Source organism: Shewanella chilikensis (assembly GCF_002836945.1).
GTDB lineage: Bacteria > Pseudomonadota > Gammaproteobacteria > Enterobacterales > Shewanellaceae > Shewanella > Shewanella chilikensis.
On record NZ_NIJM01000001.1, the window covers coordinates 47,675 to 68,350 of the forward strand.

General features: G+C 54.5%; 18 protein-coding genes and 1 pseudogene. 4 read left to right on the top strand and 15 right to left on the bottom strand.

The genetic code is table 11. The features are described from left to right. Nucleotides 1-30: 30 nt before the first annotated feature. Nucleotides 31-393, bottom strand: coding sequence for an MbcA/ParS/Xre antitoxin family protein (locus CX651_RS00240; protein WP_025011540.1), 363 nt, complete (start codon nucleotides 391-393; stop codon nucleotides 31-33). 231 nt (nucleotides 394-624) lie between these two features. On the opposite strand from CX651_RS00240, the gene nfsB reads away from it, so the two are divergent. The 4 genes from nfsB (at nucleotide 625) to CX651_RS19780 (ending at nucleotide 3,202) form a co-directional block, all read left to right on the top strand. Further along, the gene (gene nfsB, locus CX651_RS00245; protein ID WP_101052527.1) at nucleotides 625-1,278 is read left to right on the top strand and encodes an oxygen-insensitive NAD(P)H nitroreductase; all 654 of its coding nucleotides are present in this window, start codon (nucleotides 625-627) and stop codon (nucleotides 1,276-1,278) included. A 130-nt stretch (nucleotides 1,279-1,408) separates the two neighbouring features. After that, entirely contained in the window at nucleotides 1,409-2,050 is a 642-nt protein-coding gene (locus tag CX651_RS00250; protein ID WP_101052696.1) for a DNA-J related domain-containing protein, read from the top strand. A 140-nt stretch (nucleotides 2,051-2,190) separates the two neighbouring features. Then, complete coding sequence (locus tag CX651_RS00255; protein ID WP_101052529.1) at nucleotides 2,191-2,928, top strand: DsbA family protein; 738 nt, start codon at nucleotides 2,191-2,193, stop codon at nucleotides 2,926-2,928. A 109-nt stretch (nucleotides 2,929-3,037) separates the two neighbouring features. Continuing rightward, nucleotides 3,038-3,202 carry a hypothetical protein gene (locus tag CX651_RS19780; RefSeq protein WP_157822651.1) on the top strand — a complete coding sequence of 55 codons (165 nt, stop codon included), beginning with the start codon at nucleotides 3,038-3,040 and terminating at the stop codon, nucleotides 3,200-3,202. 63 nt (nucleotides 3,203-3,265) lie between these two features. Here CX651_RS19780 and CX651_RS00260 read toward each other — a convergent pair whose 3' ends face one another. The 14 genes and pseudogenes from CX651_RS00260 to tssK form a co-directional block, all read right to left on the bottom strand. Next, on the bottom strand, nucleotides 3,266-3,856 hold the full coding sequence (locus CX651_RS00260) for a CBS domain-containing protein (protein ID WP_101052531.1): 591 nt from the start codon (nucleotides 3,854-3,856) through the stop codon (nucleotides 3,266-3,268). 65 nt (nucleotides 3,857-3,921) lie between these two features. Continuing rightward, the gene (locus CX651_RS00265; RefSeq protein ID WP_101052533.1) at nucleotides 3,922-4,257 is read right to left on the bottom strand and encodes a hypothetical protein; all 336 of its coding nucleotides are present in this window, start codon (nucleotides 4,255-4,257) and stop codon (nucleotides 3,922-3,924) included. 254 nt (nucleotides 4,258-4,511) lie between these two features. Beyond that, complete coding sequence (locus CX651_RS00270) at nucleotides 4,512-5,594, bottom strand: rhomboid family intramembrane serine protease (protein WP_101052535.1); 1,083 nt, start codon at nucleotides 5,592-5,594, stop codon at nucleotides 4,512-4,514. A gap of 3 nt (nucleotides 5,595-5,597) precedes the next feature. Beyond that, entirely contained in the window at nucleotides 5,598-6,185 is a 588-nt protein-coding gene (locus CX651_RS00275; protein WP_101052537.1) for a hypothetical protein, read from the bottom strand. Between the two features lie 91 nt (nucleotides 6,186-6,276). Beyond that, nucleotides 6,277-6,789 carry a hypothetical protein gene (locus CX651_RS00280; RefSeq protein WP_226563811.1) on the bottom strand — a complete coding sequence of 171 codons (513 nt, stop codon included), beginning with the start codon at nucleotides 6,787-6,789 and terminating at the stop codon, nucleotides 6,277-6,279. Nucleotides 6,790-7,129: 340 nt separating this feature from the next. Continuing rightward, nucleotides 7,130-7,192: pseudogene (locus CX651_RS00290) on the bottom strand (type VI secretion system tube protein Hcp); the annotation flags it as partial. 218 nt (nucleotides 7,193-7,410) lie between these two features. Next, a complete protein-coding gene (locus CX651_RS00295; RefSeq protein ID WP_101052541.1) occupies nucleotides 7,411-8,646 on the bottom strand; it encodes a type VI secretion system ImpA family N-terminal domain-containing protein in 1,236 nt (411 codons plus the stop codon). 114 nt (nucleotides 8,647-8,760) lie between these two features. Beyond that, complete coding sequence (tssM, locus tag CX651_RS00300) at nucleotides 8,761-12,321, bottom strand: type VI secretion system membrane subunit TssM (RefSeq protein ID WP_101052543.1); 3,561 nt, start codon at nucleotides 12,319-12,321, stop codon at nucleotides 8,761-8,763. A gap of 16 nt (nucleotides 12,322-12,337) precedes the next feature. Continuing rightward, the gene (tssA, locus tag CX651_RS00305) at nucleotides 12,338-13,738 is read right to left on the bottom strand and encodes a type VI secretion system protein TssA (RefSeq protein WP_101052545.1); all 1,401 of its coding nucleotides are present in this window, start codon (nucleotides 13,736-13,738) and stop codon (nucleotides 12,338-12,340) included. Nucleotides 13,739-13,741: 3 nt separating this feature from the next. Beyond that, entirely contained in the window at nucleotides 13,742-14,395 is a 654-nt protein-coding gene (gene vasI, locus CX651_RS00310; RefSeq protein ID WP_101052547.1) for a type VI secretion system-associated protein VasI, read from the bottom strand. Continuing rightward, nucleotides 14,395-15,951 carry a sigma-54 interaction domain-containing protein gene (locus CX651_RS00315; protein ID WP_025889988.1) on the bottom strand — a complete coding sequence of 519 codons (1,557 nt, stop codon included), beginning with the start codon at nucleotides 15,949-15,951 and terminating at the stop codon, nucleotides 14,395-14,397. The genes vasI and CX651_RS00315 overlap by 1 nt, the downstream gene beginning before the upstream one ends. Then, nucleotides 15,951-18,539, bottom strand: coding sequence for a type VI secretion system ATPase TssH (gene tssH / locus CX651_RS00320; RefSeq protein WP_101052549.1), 2,589 nt, complete (start codon nucleotides 18,537-18,539; stop codon nucleotides 15,951-15,953). Before tssH ends, CX651_RS00315 begins: the two co-directional genes overlap by 1 nt. Before the next feature lie 10 nt (nucleotides 18,540-18,549). Continuing rightward, nucleotides 18,550-19,341, bottom strand: a complete 792-nt coding sequence (gene icmH / locus CX651_RS00325) for a type IVB secretion system protein IcmH/DotU (RefSeq protein ID WP_028781258.1) — start codon at nucleotides 19,339-19,341, stop codon at nucleotides 18,550-18,552. A gap of 3 nt (nucleotides 19,342-19,344) precedes the next feature. Further along, entirely contained in the window at nucleotides 19,345-20,676 is a 1,332-nt protein-coding gene (gene tssK / locus CX651_RS00330) for a type VI secretion system baseplate subunit TssK (RefSeq protein WP_071237773.1), read from the bottom strand.

Consider the following 20,676-nt stretch of genomic DNA (forward strand, 5'->3'; position numbering starts at 1 on the left):
TTGTTTGTCTCCTGTCACCGGCTATGGCTGTCAGACCTTGCCTCGCATCGCATCCAGATATTGGTTAACACTCACCAGGCCAACCACGGTTTGCAATAAAGTCTTGGGGGTCCCATTCAGCGCCTTGTTGGGACTGTTGAGCCAGTGACGCATAAAGGCTTTTTCACCACCCGCTATGGCATACAGTGAACGATACAGACGGATAAGCTGCAACTGCAACTCCCCCTGCTTGGAATCGGGTTTAAACCCCTTGCCGCTGTTACGGCTCAAGGTGCTGGGATTTACGCCTATGATACGGCTGGCCTCGGCCTGGGTAAGTTGTAACTCGCTGCAAGCATTGGAAAACGCCTTGAATAATACCTCGGCTGCATTGGCTTTCTCTAGGGTATTCATCTTTGCTGCTCCGCCATAAACCTGTCCATATATTAACCAATATATACAGCAAACGCAATTTAGCATCCAACAAACATGCAAAAGCAATCCTGTTGGCACCGAGAGGTGGTTCCCCACCGCGTACTTTCAATTTATTTTTGATATAGCTTGCAGCAGAAACACTGTTGTAAAGCGCAACAGAGATCGTAGAATGCCAAAACAATTTCAGCCTCATTTGTCCGGAGTAGTGACATGACAGATCTGACATACCTTGCCAAAAAGCGCTATACCACCAAGGCTTTTGCTCCCAACAAGAAGATCCCCCAGGATAAAATTGAAGATCTGCAGAGCCTGCTGCAGTTCAGCCCCTCCTCGGTGAACTCCCAGCCATGGCACTTTGTACTGGCCGCGACAGATGAAGGCAAAGCCAAAATTGCCGAGTCTACCGCAGACTATAGCTTCAACACGCCAAAGATCCTCAACGCTTCCCACGTGATTGTGCTCTGTACCCGCAACAACATGGACGAAGCCCATCTGCTGCGTCTGCTTGAGCAGGAAGAGGCCGATGGCCGCTTCGCCGACGAAAACGCCAAACAGGGCCAACACAACGGCCGCTCTTTCTTCACCAATATGCACAAGTTCGAACTTAAGGACCTGCAGCACTGGATGGAGAAACAAACCTATCTGGCGCTGGGTACTTTGCTACTGGGCGCCAGCGTATTGGACATAGATGCAACCCCTATTGAAGGCTTCGATGCCAGCAAACTCAATCAGGTTTTGGGTCTAAGAGAACAGGGCCTGACCGCCAGCGTAGTGGTGGCTCTTGGCTACCATGACGAGTCTGACTTCAACGCCAAGCTGCCCAAGTCTCGCCTGCCTCAAGAAGAGCTGTTTACCAAGATCTAAGGAAGAGCTCATTCTCACCTTCTATTCCAGAACCCGGCTCCATGCCGGGTTCCATTAATTTCACCTTGCACCCGCGGACACCTGTGGCATAGTAGATTTTATCGTCAGTTCAGGATGAATGATTGCTACCATGCTGCTTGCCAAACCCGCGCTGAACCAGGCCGACGCCACTGAAGTCAAACCGACCCGACTCAAAGGCGATAACCCGCTTACCTGGCCAATTCTCGGTTTACTCAAACGCAGCAACCGCTCCTGGAAGGTGCATCACCTCGCCACTGAGTTACAGCAGCAGGGACTGATGCACAACTTGGATCCTCTGCCCGAGAAAGATCTGTTCAAACGAAACTTTCTGCTGATGAATGCCCTCTATGAACTGCAACACATGCTGCTGCCGGGCCAATGGCTGCAAGTACAGGCCATGGATATCATACTGCTGCGGATCCCACCGGCCAATGTGCTGCAACTACAACAGGATGACTCAGCGCTTAGAGACTACTACCTCGACTGGAACAACTACGACACCTGCGTCAATGTCGTTCGTGAGATGCTGGAGTCCTTCTGGAACAGTTATCAGGATTATATTGGCGTGCGTCCCGGCCGTTTTGCCCAGCGAGAGGCGCTGCGGGTATTGGAACTGGAAGACGATGCCAGCGACAAGGAAATCCGTCGCCAGTGGCGTAAACTGGCGCTGAAGTGGCACCCTGACAGGCAAGGCGGTGATACCGCCAAGTTCAGGCAGATCTGCGAAGCCTGGCAAGCCCTGCGAGGTTGAATAACCAGGCAAAGCGCCAAAGCTTAGCCTCGCTCACAGAAATGACCGCCAAAGGCACCAACGCTTAAGTCATAATTAAGCCAGTCACACTAACCTGACAGCAAAGGGCGCTGCGCCCGGTCAATTCTGAGGAGATTATTTTGCTCAAGCCACTGGTTGCCGCAATGGCACTTACCCTGATCCCGCTGGCCGCCAACGCCGCCGACTTTATCGAAGGTAAACACTATACCCAGATAGCCAAGAAAGGCAGTGAAGAACCCAAACTCACCGAGTTCTACTCTTTCTACTGTCACAACTGCTTCAGCATGGAAACCCAGTATCTGCCGGACATCAAGGCCGGTCTCAATAAAGAAGTCAGCTTTGACAGCAAGCATGTCGACTTTATGAACAGCGATCTGGGCACTGAGGTGATGAAGTCTCTGGCCATCATGCAGGAACTGGGCGCGACTGATAAGCTGGTTCATCCTATGTTTGCCGCCATTCAGGGCGAGGAAGGAGCCCATGGTCATGACCATTCCGCCCCTGGACACAAGCACACCTCTGCTATCAATAGCCGCGACGATATCAAACAATTGTTCGCCGCCAACGGCGTCGATATCAGCCAGTATGATGCCTTGGCCGACAGCAAGAAAATCAATGATGTCATCGCCCTGTGGCGTAAGCAGCAGAATGAATTTGCCATCCAGAGCGTGCCAAGCTTCGTGGTAAACGACAAATATCTGGTTAACCTGGGAGAAATTCGCACTCTGGGTGAGCTGACCGATCTGATCAATTTCCTGGCTACCGAAAAAGATGCCAAGCAAGATGAAGGAGGCAGCCTGGGTTGGTTGTTCCTGGCCTTTGCCGGTGTCGCCGCCGTCAGCAGACGCCGCCGCTGAAATCAGACACCATAGACAAAACACTATATTCGCCAACAAGTTAAAGGCCACTCTGGGCCTAATGCCGTTCACTTATTGTGAACCGCATTAGGCCAAGGAACTCTTGCTGATGACCTCAAGAGTGGGCGCAACCCAGGCCGATTGGCAGCAACAACTGAGCCTGGCACTGGCGGCTGAAGGCGACAGCCTTGGGGCAAAAGCAGCTCATGCCAAGGCGCTGGAACTGGCCGAAACCTATCAGCTGGAAAGCTGGGAGTGGTGGGAACTGCAATAATAGGCCCGGCGCGCCGAGGCTGCCGGACCTCTATCAAACACATTATTGGCAACAGGGCCGAAATCAGGCTATCTGCTGAACCAGGCCATGACTGGTGTTTATCTGCCGCAGAATATTCAGCAGATTGCCGCCCTTGTCTTCCCTCAACTGGCCGACATTCAAACGATGGCTGATATCGGCCAGGCTCAACAATCCGCGGATCTGATGGGTCTGGGTATCGACCACAGCAAAATAGTTATCGCGGCTGTGACGCAGGCTCTGCAGCACATCGGCGACACTGGCGTTGGCAACCTCATCATAGGCCAGTGCCTGCAGTTGCTCTCTTGGCAGCATCAAATCAAATACCGTCCAGGAGGAAGGTTGGTGGGCCTTGTCGACAAGCTTGAGCAGATTGTCCGGCGCCAACAATTCCTGGGTGATAATGCCCAGCATCTCATGACGTGCATTAATGACAAAGTGCAATGCGCTGTGTTCACTCTGCATCAGGGCTGAGGCATCAGGCGCCGACATATCGGCACTGATGACCATACGCGCACTGTGGCTGAAGTCCATCATGGCCTCTAAGGCATTGTCATAAGGGTTGAGTTGATTGGCTAAAGCAGAGGCTTGCAGCCTGTCGTTGCTGGCAATCGCAAAAGGATGAAGTGTTTTCATGTTATTACCTCACTTGGAAACTGGGTTGCCGGGCTTCGCATTAGTGCGAACCCGAAAGACGGTTTTCAAATGAGGGCAAATGGCGGTGCGCGGGTCTGTGCCTGAGGAAATACATGCAGTGCATGGGACTGCAGTGACGCCAGCGAAGGCAGACGCAATACCAACTCGGCCGAAGGCGCCAGATGAGTAGATTTCTGTTTCGGAAGCGTCGGCTCCTGAGAATCTATCAGCGTCTTGAGGAACAGGCCTTGGGAACTATCTCCCTGCACCGCCAGAGGTATTGAGGCTGAAACCGGTACCAGAGAAACCTGCTGAGAATGGGCCTTGGGGATAGCTGCAAGAGTGCCCGTCAGCAAAATACTGACCAGCAATAATGCAAACCACCTCTCGATTCGGCTCATTTGTGATCCAGATCTCAAAACACCCATTTGTCGACAATAACACTGCCTTGGAAAAAAGCGCAATATTTTTCAGAGGCATAAAATAAACCCCGCTCAGAGAACTGACCGGGATTTATTGAAGAAGGCCGACTTCGACAGGCCCCGGCATGCCTTCAGTCGGATGCCTTGAACGCTAATTACTGTGCAAGCCACTCTCTACATAAGAGAGTGCCACGAGGACTTATTCGCGCCTTACCTACGAACCTAACTGAAACTCAGCGACGGATCTTCACCTCTGGCTCATTAAGCATCGCCAGCAAGGGATTTTGCTGCATCACTCTGGATTTGAGGCCAACCCCAAGGATAAGTCCCATAACAAAGCCACCGATATGAGCCCAGTAAGCCACGCCTTCACCGGCCATCATCAAACCAACCAGGTTGAATACCAGCCAGATGGCAAAGAAAGCCATAGGCGACAGCTTCTTCTGGTAGACAACAAACATAAAGGTCAGGCTGGCATGACGGAACCACAATAGATACATACCGAACAGGCCGGCAATGGCGCCACTGGCACCCACCATGGGGATATTGGAGCCGGGATCGGCAATAATCTGCACCGCCGCAGCCGCCAGGCCACAAAGCAGATAAAGCCCGAGGAACCTCATGCGTCCCAAGGCGTCTTCCAGATTGTCGCCAACCACATAGAGGAAATACATATTGCCCGCCAGGTGGATCAAATCACCGTGAAGGAACATATGGCTGAACAGGGTCCATACATGGCTGCCGTGCAACACCTCATCGGCCCGCAGGGCAAAGTTGGCAAACACGGTATCAGCTATGTCCAAGTCTGTGCCATAAGCGGCAAAGATCATGATATTGAGTGCCAGCAGCAGGTAGGTGATTGCAGGTTGTGAGCGGGTTTTGAGATTGAACTCCACCGGCATTTGCGACAGAAACTGAAACAGCCAGGTTTTGACACTGATCTTGCCATTCAACTCCGCCAACAGCCCCTGCAACCTTGGGGACTGCACCACTTTATTCCTTTCGTCTTTATCGACCCAGACGCCATTGCAACTGTGGCAGACATCCAGCTCTATCTGATAGCCATCCATCAGATGGTATCTGTGCATCTGTTCTTCACAGTGCATGCAGTGCCGCTTGGAAAGCCCAAGATGAGGCCCGAGCGACTCTTCAATACGTACATGATCATTGCCATTATCGGCTGTTGACAGCGCGCCATTAAGCTCGCCATTATCAAACCAGATACCTTCACAGTGATTGCAGCTGTCCACCTGCTCACCATAAAGTTCGAAGGTGCGCATCGATTCGCTGTAACATCCGGGACATTTTAAACTCATGGATTATTCCTCTGTGATATTCACATCCATGCCACTACGCTGCAACTCAAGCTCCATACGCTGAAAATTCAGTTGCAGCTTAGGCAAAGTGTCGGCCGAAATCTTCCCTACCAAGGCTCTTAACCTGGTTGTACCGACACCACGACTCAACTCTTGCTTTTCCATTTTTTCAATCAGCTGGGCAGATTCAATTCTGAACCTGCGGATAGCGGTCAGGATCTCAGCCGGTGTTTCCAGCGCATTGGCCGAGTAATACATGTTTTGCCAAACAAAATCACTGAGCTGGGGATGCAATGACCTCAAGTCCAGTGGTCTCTGTTTATCTATGTCCGCCATATAGGCTTCCAGTTCATGCAAGTTATCCCGCACTTCATCATACAAGGCACGCTGCAGATGATAGTTATTCTGGGTATTAACCAGAGAGTCAAACTTAATCGCCTGTGACAGCCCCTGCTGCGCAGCCAGATAAACCCCCAAAACCGTTGCCAGCACCATCAACAGCTGACTCACCCAGAAGCTGGTTTTCACCAGCTCACTATTGTCAAAATGAATTTTACGACCGTTTGATACCGGCTCAGATTTCCTTTCCATAGCAACTCCCAATGATGGTATTTAACCTGTCATTGTGAGTCAGAAAAACCTGGTTATCCGTCGGCCAATTCCCAAGTAACAACCTGAGTTGTCAGTTAACGTCGATCCCGGCGCGCTTTAGCTCATCGGCCATCTTCTTATAACTCTGTTCCAACTTGGGTAAGGTGTGGGTTTCCACCTCTTCAATCAGGGATCGCAGCTGTTTGGAACCAAAGCTGGGGCCATAGAACTTACGTTCAATCTTGCCGACAATATCAGCAGACCCCATATAGAAACGGCGGGCGCCTGAGAGAATATCGCTTGGGGTTTCCAAGGTATAGGCCGAGTACTTCATATTTTCCCAGATAAAGTCAGCCATAACCGGATGATATTCTTTAATATTATAGGGTTTTTCTTTCTCAATAAGCTCAGTGTACGCAGTCATCACCGCGACATTGTCTTTCAGCTCCTCATAGAGAGAATGCTGCAGATGATAATTGTTTTGCATATTGGTCAGGCTATCAAACTTAATCGCCTGTGACAGACCTTCCTGCGCTGCCAAATAAACCCCGGCAACCGTAGCGATAATCATAAAAATCTGGCTGACCCAAAAGCTGGTTTTCACCAACTCCTGATTATCGAATCTGATTTTTTTTGCACCCCGACGCTGACTTGGTTCTTGATTGACTTCCATTTCAATACCTCTATGAAACTGAATGTTTTTTTAAGGCCGACATCATACAGAAGGGCAATGGAACGAACCAGCCCCAAGGGCCTTTTTTACCTCTCTGTTCTCAACCGATATTCACATTACCACGCCCACCAGATTACCACTGCAGTCAACTACATCGCCGATTCAGGCAGCGGGTTTACCATAGATAAAAACACTGCCCGAACCCGTGGCAATGGTACGAGGGTGCGGCGGATGTTTGGGCTTGTCGTAAGGAAGCAATGAGTCGCCCTGAGGCGCCTGCGGTGATGTTGCCCTGGGTTTGACCTTCGATAGAGATATAACATGGTGTTGGCATGGTTAGTTCCTTTTACTGTTGAATGAGTGATAAAACCCCATCACCCAACGCCAGAAGCATGCCAAATCGTAACATACTGTTTTACAAAAACATCCAAACCCACCTCCTCTCTCCAGGCCAGTTTTTGCCCAAATTGAGTGGCCCAAAAGAGTTGCCAAAAGCCGCCAAAGGCCAGAGCTCAAGAGCGAATACAAGGGCCAACCGGGTGAATTCTTGTATTACATAACAACATCTTGAACGTCGGCCGCTTCTTGGACATTAGCCCTATCTGAGCCCGCCGCCATTGGCGCCTTATCTGAACCTGAGGCGGTTTGGACTGCCGGGTCATTTGTAACGCCAGAAGCCTGAGTGAGCCCCAAACTCTGGGCCAACAAAGTGCGCTTGATCAGCAGGGATTTCAGTTGCCTGTCCAGCAGTGTCAGCTCCTGAGCTGCCCGCTCATTTTGCTGTTGCTTGAGCAGCTCATCGATGAAGTAGGCTCTGGCCAACACGGGGGACAGGCTGCTGGCATACTCGGCCATATCCCGTGACTGACGCTGCAGCGCACTGAGTTTGTTGGCATCAAGCCCCTGCCATTGCTGTAACTCTTTGCTTAAGTTGGCCGCTCGGGTGCGACTGGCGGCAAAACGCTGGAAATACTTGTCCAGCTCCAACAGATAATCTACCTGCTCGGGATAAACATATGGCTCATCGTTGGCCAAAGGTGCGGCGGCAAATAGCTGGTCTATCTTCTGCCACAGCGGCAATGCCGTTTCAGTCGGCAACTGGGTCACCTGCTCGGGTGGCTTGGGCGCAAATCGCTCCGGCCAGAACTTCTGCCCTATGACCAGCCCCAAAGGTTCGGCAAAGTGTCCCGCCGTCAATGCCAGCAACAAGAGGATTAGTCCCAGCGGCCAACTCAGCCCCTTGGAATTAGCCTGCTGCTGAGCACTTGTGGCAACAGCGGGTCGCTTGGCCGGTTGTTTAACGCCATCAATCTTGTCGAAGATTTGAAAGCCGAGCGCATCCAGGTTTGGCATCTGCTTGGGTTGACGCACCTGCATCAGCTCAAACAGCTGCTGACAGGCATATTCACAACGATACCACTCACGGATATTGCCTTCAGTAGCCTGCATATCCTTGAGCTCCGGCAACAACTTACCTATGGCCCAGTTCAGTATTTCAGCGCACTTTTCCGGGCTGATAGTGCCCATCTCTTTCGAGTGCGCCAACACGGTTAACAGTAACTCCAGTCCGGATGCCAAACCGGCAATGCCGCGGGTCTTGGCCGCAGCTACCGAAAAGTAGCTGGCCGCCAGTAGATCCACCCCATCTGTCATCGCCAGGGTGGCTGCGAGATCATAGACCTTTTCCCAATCCGTCCCACCACTGAAGGGAGATTGGCGCCGGTTGATCTCACTACGCATCTGCTGATAGCGGTTATCTTCCCGAAGCTGAGCCGGTGCTGCGGTCATTCTGAACCATCCGGCATTCACTGTTGTTTGCTGTATCAACTTGGTACACCTCAAATTCCATTAAGTTGAGTCCCACAGGGGAATTGGGCTTCCACGCTGTGGAAGCCCGGCGGCTCAGTAGAGTGTTTTAGGCAACTGATAGTTGCTGAGCAGATTTGAGGTAAAGGGATTACTGTTGTCTGCCGTGTGGATCCGATAGGAGATATCGCCCTTATCCACATTGAACCGGTAATCCACACTGGTCGAACTGGAGCCGGTGATCCTGGCGCTGTCGAGCAGCCTGAAGAATGCCCATGGGCCTTCGTAGCTCAAGGAACGCGGTGACATATTCACTTCGCTTGGCACCAAAGTCAGCTTACTCTCGGCCGTTTCCCGCAGGGTGTTGGGCCATACCAATTCGATGGCGCGACGTGGGCCATGGGTGTATTCCACATACTGGCCATCGACGTTGATCACACTACGACGCTTGTTGGGGCTCATCTGCAGTGGCTCCAGGGTGAACTGTACGTCCAGGTTGCCCTTGAGGTTGAAGAAGGCGGTCTGGATCTGTTTCGCCTGCTCTATCGCCTGCAAGACCTCTTTACGGATCAGGCCTGTTTCACTGCCTGCCAGCTGGTTGAGCTGATCCATATTTTCTTCCAGGAACATCCGCATCTGCTGATCATAGAAGGTATTCAGTGTGCCTTGCGGGCCGAAGAAACGTTCAAAATCGGCAATCGACACCTGTTTAGTGGCCTTGGGATTGAAGGGATAACGGGATGCCAGATCCTGCTGGAACTCCATATACACTTCGTTATACCAACGCACCTCAAGATGCTTGATAGCACTCTGCAGCACCACCTTCCAGCTCTCCTTGGCCAACTTGGACACCATGGAGTCCAGCGGCTTGGGCAGGCCATCGGAAATACGTTCCAGCGCGTAAACAGGGTCGGCGTCGTTGAGCTTGAGCCTTTCCTGAGCCGCCTTCAGTGCCGCCTTGCCCACATCCGGGGCGTTTTGGATCCCGCGCAGATAGGCATGCAGGCGCACCACGGCTTGCATCACTTCATCCAGATAAGCCGGCTTACCGTCCTGGGACTTGAGCATCTGGTTCAGTTCAACAAAGTCACCGTCTATGGTCGAGGCGATACGATACTGAGGCGATTTGAGCAGCGCCTGACGGGCCTGCTCATCTTCCGGCATATCCGGAAACAGCTGGGTATTGCTGCCCAGCGTTTCCAGCAGGCGCGATAGCGGCTTGTTGCTCATGGCTACGTTATCCAGTACCAATACCGCCTGGTTGATGTCTTCGAAATTCTTCAGTTCAAAACCATTCAGCGCCCGGCGCCAGCTGGCATTATAGTCGGCCAGATATTGAGCCACTATCTTGCTGCGCAGCGCCGTCTTGTCGGCATCGCTGAAGTCTGTGCTGTGAGCCTGGCCGAGTACCCAGCTGTCAATCAACGCCAGTTCGGCGACTGAATCAGATCTCGGGATAAAGAAGCGCTCAAAACCTTGTTTGGTGAGTATTTTCGGGATCTTGAAGATCTCAGGATCCTGTGCCGCCATCTGGGAGTCAAACACCAATTCATTGGCCGGGCCAACGGTCAAACGCAGATCCAGCGGTGCCCCCAACTGAGATACGGAAGAGGACTTGAGGTATCTGTATACCCGTTGTTCTATCGGCAGCAAGCTCAGCTCATTCTGGGCCTGGGCCACCATGGTATCGAACGGCTTGAGTACAGTCTCGGCGTCCGGATTGGACTCCAGCCGTGCATGCTGCAAGTCAGTGTGCAACAAGGCGTAATCCAGATGCTCCATCAGTTGGGTCTGCAGCTCACGATTGCCTTCATAGGCCTTCTGCCAAACATCGGCAAAGTATTCGCGAACAAAGCTGTCGCGGCGGCCACTCTTGTCGGCCAGCATTCTGAATACCCGCAATACCGCCAGTTTTTCATCACTGCCTTCTGGCGCATCGGCCAGATCCCGTGCCACTTGCCGGAGCAGTATCGGCAGATAACGATAGGACAGCAGGTTCAGATAGGTCTCTTCCACCTTGGGTCCTATGGTGTGACCCTGGTAGAGGCCGAGATCTGAGATTAACCTCGGCTTGTCACGGAAGAAACCAAACTCCAGGGTAGCCGCCCGAATGGTGTTCAGTGGCGGGATCACATTGCGAGCCAGCGGATCGAAATTGGTGTTATCGATAAGCTCGTTGTATTCATTCACCTTACTCAGCACGGCATCGGCCTGAGCGCTGTTGAGCAGGTAGTATCTGTGCCAGCTGCCAATCAAGAGCACAGAGGCGATAGAGCAAGCCACAAAGGACAGCGCCATGATGCGGCGTTTTTGCTTGGCCACCTTGAAGTTGTCCGAAGCCAGACCCGCTTCCGGATATATAATGCGGGTAAAAAGCGAACGGGTGAAATAGGGAGTAGAGTTTTCACTGCGCTGGGCACTGTTGACCGACTCACTCAGGCCATAACGGCGGGAAGCACCATCCACATAGGCATCTGTCGGCACCCCTTGCTGGTAAACAGAGGTCATATAAACCCCGCGCACCAGTGCCGAGGTCGAGAACTGATCGCTTGCCAACGCATCGACGAAAAACTCACGCAGCACCTTGTGGGCACCGGCAATCTGGCGTGAGAAGCTGTAGATGGCCGAGCGTTCTTCCTTGTCGCGGCACTGCAGCAGCGCCCTTGGCAAGCCGGCATTGATGCGCTGAATAAAGTCTTGCCAATCCTGATCAAACTCATTGAGCCAGCTGTCGAGATCGTTGACCGAGTTCAGGGAGAAGGTGAAACCTAGGATCTCATCTCGCTGCGCCTGGGTGAAATGGCGGAAGAAGGGCTCGAATCCCAGCAGCAGATCCAGTTTGGTCAGGGTGATATACACGGGCAGACGAGTTGACAGGGTTTCCATCAGCTCGCGCAATCTGGCACGCAACAAGTGGGCGTAGGCCTTGCGTTCAGCCACAGGATCGCTGACCAGGCTGGCCATATCCAGCGCCAACACCACGCCGTTCAGGGGGCGGCGACTGCGGGTGCGCTCCAGCCACTCGACAAAGTGCAACCACAGGCGGCGCTCTGTCTCGCCATCCGGGCTGGTTACCGAAGGCTTCTGGGTCAACAGCTCACCGTCCGGGTCAATCAGTACGGCATCGTCACCTATCCACCAGTCAAAAGAGAAAGGGTTTTCAGACTTCTTGCCCGAGGCGCGCATAACGGAAGAGAAAACAAACTTCTGCCCGGAGCGGTTAATCAGGCTGGTCTTACCGGCGTTTTCCACCCCAAGCACCAGGAACCAAGGCAAGGCGTACAGGTAATTACGGGTGTTGAGGCTTTCTTTCATGCCCACCATCACCTCGTTGAGTTCCTGCTCCTGGCGTTCCACCAGGATCTTCACCGGGTCTTCCTTGAGCTGCTGCTCCCTGACCTTCAAGGCGCCGATACGCAGCAAACGACGCCACTGCACCCAGCCCCAAATAGTAAAGCAGGACAGGGAGAAGATGGTGCTGGCTATAATTCGGGCCGTTGTCGATGCCAACGGTTTCTCACCGTCCAGCTCCAGCCAGGGGCCCGCCCACCAAATCGCCACATTGACCAGAACGAAGATAGCCACCAGCAAAATGGGCAGCGCCGACTTCAGTTCCGGCAGCAGTTTCCTCAAAAAGGATTTGATCATCGACCACATATACATTTCCCTGTACCTAACTCAGATTGACTTTTTGTTGTAAACGAGACATCAGACCCGGCTCCCAATCCGCCAGACTGGTGTCCGTGGCCTGGCCAAGCAGCACTTGGTATTCCACCTCTGCCATGGCCCCTAACTGGTGTTTGTCTTTCAAGTCGGCCCCCAGCAGCCGCAGATAGAACTTGTCCCTCGGCTCAGTGGCCTTGTGCAGTTTTTCGTTGAGCGCCGCAAATGCCAGCGACAACCCGCCACTGGCGGCCAGTTCCCAAATTTCCTGCTCGTAACTGTTGCCTTCGGCCGAACCTGAACCCTGCTGTTCGCTGCCGTTGAGCCAACTGCGGGTTTCTTTGGAAACAAAAGGCACGCCGCCTTTGAACGACATATCCAAAAGTGCAGGCAGACGTTCAACAAAGGCCGCCGTCTCCTCCAGAATCGCCTGAGCCCAGGCCGGTTGCCCCAAGGTCTGTGCCAATTGGGCACTGAGACAGTGACCGTCAATCCAGAAAGGACTCAGGCTAAGGCTCTGCTCTATGCGTCTGAACAGCGCCAGATCCGGACTCTTGGCCAACTGGCTGCGATACTCGGCCACTCTGTCGGCAGAGATAGGCATCAGGCTGGTTTCGCCCTTGGCATTGGCATTTTCCGGCGCCGAGGTCACACTGAACCAGATGGCAAAGCGTCTGAGCCTGAGGCCAAGCGCCATGCCCGCCGGATTTTCGGCGATAAAGTCTGCCACCTTGAGCAGAGCTTGCTTGGTCGCCTTGTCACTGCTGTTGTCTATCTCCAGCCTAGGCATATCCCTGCTTTCACTGCTACTGCGGCTTTCACCGGCGCTGGATTCCTGCGCCGGTTTGGGCTTGTTGGCAGGCTCACTGCTGAAACGGCGCTTGAGCTTGGCCTCCAGGGCCTGCAGTTCATCCACAGGCAACTCTTTGGCGGCCGCGGTATCACACAGAGCCTTGAGAGACTGCAGCAATACCGACTTGGTGTCGGGATCGCAAAAATCGGTATCCAGCCCTTCGGCTGCTTTCAGAGTTCGCTGCACTATTTGGGCGAAAAACTTGCGCCTGGGCAACACGCCTCTGGGGCCCGGCGCCGGATGGCAAGTCTCCCAGAAGGAGGCCATAAAACGCTCCAGCAGTGCCAGCGAACAGGAGAAACGCTCCAAACTGCACTGATGCTGCAGGCATTGCAGCAAATAGGTAAGCAGTTTTAAATCCTTGCTCTTGGTTTCCAGCAACTTTAAGGCCGCACTCTCCACCTCGTGCCATTGCACTTCGGAATGCGAAAGCGACCCCACCTTCATCATCTGGCCTTCCACATAGTCAAACAGCACATCATCGCTGAGACGCTCTCCTATGGGATTGGCCTCACTGATGGGGCGACTGACTTTATCCAGGTATTGATTCAGATCCATCTATCACCACCTGCAAGATTGACGCAGTGGCTTGAGCGCACTGCCAAGTTCTCGGGTATCAAACTGTAAGCCGTCTATCGCCTTGTTGGCCGAACGCAGGCGCACATCGTCGCCGCGGATCAGGGCTTTCATCACCTGAATGGCCGGCAGGCCGCGGCCGGTGCGGAAGATATAGCCGGTATCATCACTGAGCCAGCGCTGCGACTGCTGCTCAATGCCGTTGATCTGCAGCCCTACCTGAGCCCAGCCATCTTCCAGCGCCGTGGGCAACATCAGCTCGACCCGGCTGATATCGTCGATGCAGCTGAGCATAAGTACCGGACGTGGTGGCAAGGCGCCTATGGCGGGCGCGGTCAACCAGAGATCTTCTACGGCATCCGCTTGATGCCCTGCAATAAAGGCCATGCCCTGTTGACGATTTTTCTCGGATGCCATGGCGACCTGAAACGCCTCGGGATAAGGGCTGCTGTCAGCGGTTTGCTGCGGCACCACGGTCGCCACCGGAGTGTTGAACAGCTCATCGAAACAAGCCAGTCGCTCCAGTCTGGAAGGGATTTGGGTACAAGCCTCTACCTTGGCCACTGTGTCGTCCGAGGCCTGAGCCGAAGCGGCCATCCCCCACAGGCATAAAAATATAACGCCTTGAATCCTTGACATTATTCGTTAATCTCCAACTTCTGGCATTTGTGGGAAAAGGTGCGTTTCGGCATTCCCAGACTGACAGCCGCCTTGGCTCTGTCACCGTTGCAGGCCTTCAATCTGGCGCTGATCACCGCCCGCTCAAACTGAGCTACCGCCAGCCTGAGATCGGAAATGGCCTCAAACTCCTGCCCCTCTTCGGTAGGCAATTGCGGCTTGGGCATTTCCGAATCCGTTGCTGGCAAAGACGCAGTATCTATCTCGACACCGTCGGCGGTGAGGGCGCAGGCATAATCCAGCATATTGCGCAGCTCGCGGACATTGCCCGGGTAGCCGTGGTTCTTCAGCCGATTGAGGGCGCTGAAGCGGATGCCGGGGATCTGTCGCTGCTGACTCTGATTGAACAGCGCAATAAAGTGCGCCGCCAAATCGGGGATATCCTCGAGCCGCTCCCTGAGCGCCGGTACCTGCAGTGGAAACTGGCACAAGCGGTAGAAAAGATCGCGACGGAACTCGCCACTGTGGATCTGCTCCTTGAGGTTCACATGGGTAGCGGCCACCAAGCGAAAATCGGCGTAGATCTCCTTGTTGCCTCCCAGTGCCCGGTAGTGTCCTGTTTCCAATACCCGCAGTAACTTGGACTGCAGATTCAAAGGCATATCACCGATTTCATCTAAAAAAAGCGTGCCCTGGTGCGCCTGGGCTATCAGCCCCTGCTTATCCTTGTCGGCACCGGAAAAGGCCCCCTTGGCATAACCGAACAGCTCGGACTCCAGCAGGTTTTCCGGTATTGCGGCGCAGTTGATTGCCACGAAAGGTTTGCCGCTGCGCTCGGAAAAGTCGTGTATCGCCCGGGCCACCAGTTCTTTGCCCGTCCCCGTTTCACCCTGCACCAACACAGACAACTGCGAGGCCGCGCCGCGCACTATCTCCTGCCTGAGCTGACTCATGGCCTGACTGTCGCCCACCAGGTTCTTGCCAAGTTGTTGCATGGCATCATGTTGTTGCTGCTGGCGACGCAGTTCATCGAGCGAGCTCGACAGCTGAGACTGATCTGAATTCTGCCGCAACAACTTATCCAGCAACTGCCAGTGGCGCATAAACACGGCGGCATATTGCTGCCAGTCCTGACGGACAAGCAGACCACTGCCCTGTTGCTCGGCCAGACGCAGGCAGAGGATAGCCCGCACATGACCCTCATGGCTCAGCGGGAAAAGCAGCAGTGCCTGCTCCTTGCCGACCCGATCGCACAGGCTGACAAAACCGCTGTGCTCCTGCCAGTAGGCGAGCCGGGCCTTGTTCAGCAGCATGGCTTCGCCTGTCTGCAACACATGGGCGAACGGATGTCGAAAGTCGGTAACCGCCAAACAAAGCGCCTGCAATGAGATCCCTTCACACAGGCCAAGGCAGGACAGTGGCTTGAGTTCCCGACCATCGAAGCCCGGCGCCAGAAACAGATGGTTATCCAGCCCCAGCTCCAATGCCAAAGTATCGAGAAACTGCTGCAACAGCCCATCAAACTGCTGGCATTCCAGCAATTTTGCCGCCTGTTCCAACCACTGCTCAGTCACCACTATCGCGCCTCTCCGAAGAACTCACCGTCACGGCAGCCCAGATGGATCTCACTGACCTCCTCTTTGGCCGCCAGCTTGTTGAGCAGCGACAGCGATAAGGGCGGCAGTACCTGGCCGTCTATGATGGCTTCCAGCATCCGGGCGCCGTTTTCACTGCGGGTCGCGCGGCGCATGATTTCATCCACCAGAGCCTCGTCACAATGCACCTTGGCCTTGTAACGCTCCAGCAAACGCTGCTCCAGCGACGCCAACTTGTAGTGAATGATCTCCTTGAGCACCTCTTCACCCAGCGGCAGATAGGGCACTATCTCCATCCGTGCCAGCAGCGCAGGCTTGAAGAAGGCCGCCAGCTCAGGGTAAAGCTTGTCGTCCAGCAGCTCTGGCTGGGCGCTGTAGTCCACTATCGTCTGATAGCCCAGGTTGGAGGTCAGGAAAAACAGCACATTCTGGCAGTCAATCAACCGGCCTTCGCCATCGGCCAATTCGCCCTTGTCGAACGCCTGATAAAAGAGGTTCAGCACATCCGGATGCGCCTTTTCCACCTCATCGAGCAGCACTATGGAGTAAGGCATCTTGCGGATGGACTCGGTCAGAATACCGCCCTCACCGAAACCGACATACCCGGGAGGCGAGCCTATCAGCCTGGAGACAGTGTGCTTCTCCTGATATTCGGACATATTGATAGTGGTCAGGAATTGCTTGCCGCCGTAGAGCTGCTCGGCAATCTGTACCACGGTTTCTGTCTTGCCGACGCCACTTGGGCCCACCAGCAGGAAGGCGCCCTTGGGACGTCCGGCGCGGCGCAGGTCTGCCCTGGCGGTGAGCATATTCTTGTGCAGGCGGGCAATGGCCACATCCTGCCCTTTGAGGCTATGCCCCAAGAGCTCGGGCAGATGGGTTATCTTGTGCAGCTCATCGCCACTCATTTGCGATACCGGCACGCCGGTCCAGTCGGAGATGACTGCCGCTATCTGGGCCTCATCCACCTGAGGGTAAATAAGGCGTTGATCGCCACTGATGGCTTCGAGTGATTCTTCGGCCTGTTGCAGCTCCAGCCGCAGCCCTTCGAGCTCTGCTTCATCGTCACAATCAAGAATGGCGCGTCTCAGGGCCACCACCTGAGTGACTCCGGCCTGTTGCTGCTGCCACAGGGATTCCAGCTCGGCATACTCATTGTCGGCTTCTTCCTGGGCCTGGTGCAGATGATTCAGGCGCTCTTCATCAACCGGATGACCGAGTTTTTTCTGGCGCTCCAGCAGTTCGGTTTCCATATGGCGCTGATGGCGCAAGTTATCCAATGCCGCCAAACGCTTGGGCGTACTGCTGAGGTTAATGGCGATACGGGCACAGGCGGTATCCAGCACATCGATGGCCTTATCGGGCAACTGACGGCCGGAGATATAGCGCGCCGACAGATAAGCCGCCGAGCGCAGGGCGCAGTCCTGGATCAATACATTGTGGGAAGACTCGTAGACCCCATGCAGGCCACGGAGAATATTCACCGCCTGCTCAACACTGGGCTCATCGAGTTTCACCAGTTGGAAACGGCGGCTCAGCGCCGGGTCTTTCTCGAAATACTTCTTGTACTCTTTCCAGGTGGTGGCGCCTATGGTACGCAGCTCACCGCGGGCCAGAGCCGGTTTGAGCAGGTTGGCCGCATCACCGCCGCCTTCCTGATTACCGGCGCCTATCATGGTATGGGCTTCATCGATAAAGAGTATGATGGGTTCGGCCGACTGTTTGACCTCTTCAATAATCGACTTCAGGCGCTTTTCAAACTCGCCCTTGACCGCGGCGCCTGCCTGCAACAGACCAAGATCCAGCGACAACAGCTGCACCCCCTTGAGCGCATCCGGCACCCGGCCGTCACAAATACGCAGCGCCAAACCTTCCACCACGGCACTCTTGCCCACACCGGCATCACCAACCACTATCGGGTTGTTCTTACGGCGGCGGCTCAAGATGTCGATCATCAGGTTGATCTCATCATCCCGGCACAATACAGGATCCAGCTCGCCTTTGCGGGCCAACTCGGTAAAGTTGCTGGTGTATTTGGCCAGCGACGATTGGGCCTCATTCAGTACCGGCGCGCCGCGCTCGGCCTTGACCGTTTGCGATTCGGATGAAGCCTGGGTCAGGGTAGTGAATTCCCGTCTCAGGGTTTCGCGATTGATACTGCCAAGCAGAGTGGCGAGATCCCTTGGCAGGTAACGCTCGGCCTGCATCAGTGCGGCGGCGAAGATGGCGCCGGATCTCAGTTCCGTCTGGCCAAGTTCAGTGCTTGAAAGCAGCCAGGCATCCTGCAGCAGCTCGACCAGCAGCGGTGAAAATGCCGGATAGGTTTCCAGGCTCTCTTCCCTTGGCAGGGTTTCACCGGCAATTTGCCTTACCTGCTCGGCATCGACTTCGGCGGCCTTGAGCAGCAGACGCACATCACCCAGCGGATTGTCCAGCAGACAAGTCAGCAGGTGCATAAAGGTCACTTCAGGGTTCTGACGGGCAATACAGAGTGATGCCGCCTCTTCCATGGCGAGTTTGGTCACGGCATTGAGCTTGCCGATCAAGGTAGTGAGTTCAATTCGGATCATCACAGCTTCCTCAATTCAGGATCTGATACAGTTGCTTGAGCACGCCCGAGGACTTGTTCGCCAGGGACAGGGAATAAAACAGAAAGACTATGGTCAGCATCAGGCCGAAACCGGCAAAGACTGTCCAAATAGGCATCTGACGCCCAAGGCGATAACGGGTGTTGACCACATGCTCTGTGGCCCCGGTCAGCAGTTCCGGTTCTTCTTCCCGGAGGTGGCGCAGGGTTTCATAGAGGCGGTTGACTATCTTGTCGAACTCCTCACGGCCGTTGGCCACCACCTTGTAGCGCCCTTCGAAACCAAGGCAGAAACACAGGTAGATAAACTCCAGCAGTTCCCGATATTTGCTCGGTTCGGTTTCCAGACGCTGCAGGATGCCAAACACCTTCTCACCGCCCCAGGTTTCATTGTGAAAACGGGTCAGCAGTGAATGTTCGGCCCAGGCACTGTCGGCGCCCCAGGGAGTATTCATCACGGCTTCATCGATAAAGGAACAAAGCACATAGCGATAGGCCAGCACTTCGGCGCGATCATAGCCCGCCTCGGTGAGCTCGGCCTCGATGGCCATGATGTCATCCACAGTGTTGTGATAGAGCTTTTCCACATCATCCAAGATGGCCAGCTTGCGTACCCGCAACACCATGCCGATAAGAGGGGATGCCGCATCGATAAGTGCATTGAGGCTGTCACCTCGTAGTTGAAACCAATACTCTTTATCGGCATTCATGTTCTGCGCTTCGTCATAGAGCAGCTCTTCGACCTGCTCAGGCGATATAGGCTGTTTTTCTGCTTTGATATCCATTTCTTAGCTCCTGATAGCCCAGAATTGCAGTTCGAGTTCCGGGAAGTCCCCCGCCACGTGGAAGGCAAAACCGCTGGAATTCACCAGCATCTCCCAGGCCCGGCTGGAACGCTCCAGCTGGAAGTAGGTGTAACCCGCGTGGTAAGGCAACTGCCTTGGGGCCACTGGCAGCGGAGACAGAGGCACACCCGGCAGCTGCAGCGAAATGAGCTCGCGGATCTTCTCCACCGAGGCGATCTTGGTCTGCTGGATAAACAGTTTCTTGAGTTCGTCCAGCGGCATTCTGGCGCGCACCGCCAGAATGAAGTCAGCCTGTTTCAACAGATCCGGATCCTGCACCGGCGCCACCATGAGGCCATACTTGCGTTTGTGCAGCTGCAGCGATACCGCCTTGGGCTCGAGCACTATGCTGAGAGACTGACGCAGAGTCGACATTACCTGAGTGAAGGCCGCTACCGGCATATCGTGGTCATAGGCGGCAAACGCCGGTGCCATGCGGCTATCATCGGTAAAGGTGAACAGCTCACCGCAAACACTGACCAGAGCCTGATACAGGGTTTCCGGATGCAGGGTCCGCGACAGTGACTGGTGCTGCAACACAGGCTGCATGCGGTTGAGAGATTGCAGTAACATGAAATCGGCCACATCTGCCACCCCGCCCTGGCTCGGTGAGCCCAGGCGCTGGGCGATATTGCGTGCCCGCTCGCGCATCAGACCGGCCATCTCGCCGAGGAAACGGTGCAAAATCGGCACGGCGCTGACATTGTAGTGACAGGGAATAAAGTTGGGATCCAGCACCACACTGCCGTCGGGACGCTTTTCCAGAATGCGGGCGATGGCCAGCGAGCTGTAGGCGCTGCGATCTTCCTTCTCCAGCATCAATCTGAGCCTGACCGGGCTGACATCAATGGCGGTAAAGTCGCCCTGATGGGTGTGAATGTCCCGCACCTCGTGACGCCGATTGAGATAACGTCCGGCGCCCTGCTCGTCCTGGGCCACTTCGGTAATTGAATCACTGCGCAGCGACAGCGCCAGGTAAACAATCTGGTTGGCCAGTGAGCTGTCGGCCACTTCCAGTGCGTCCGGCAATACATCCTCCTGAGGGATGTTGAACACAGTGCCGTCCGGCATTACGCCACGGGCACGCTGAATCGCAATGCGACCAAAGCTGAGATACTCGGGGTTGAGTTCAAGCTCGGTGATCCCATAGAGGTAACCGCTGACCGCATTGAGCCTGGCGTCAGTGAGGTATTCCTGATAACGCTGCTGCTGTTGGAAGTGCTGAGGCTTGATAAACAGCCCTTCACTCCATATCACTCTGTTTCTTGAAGACAT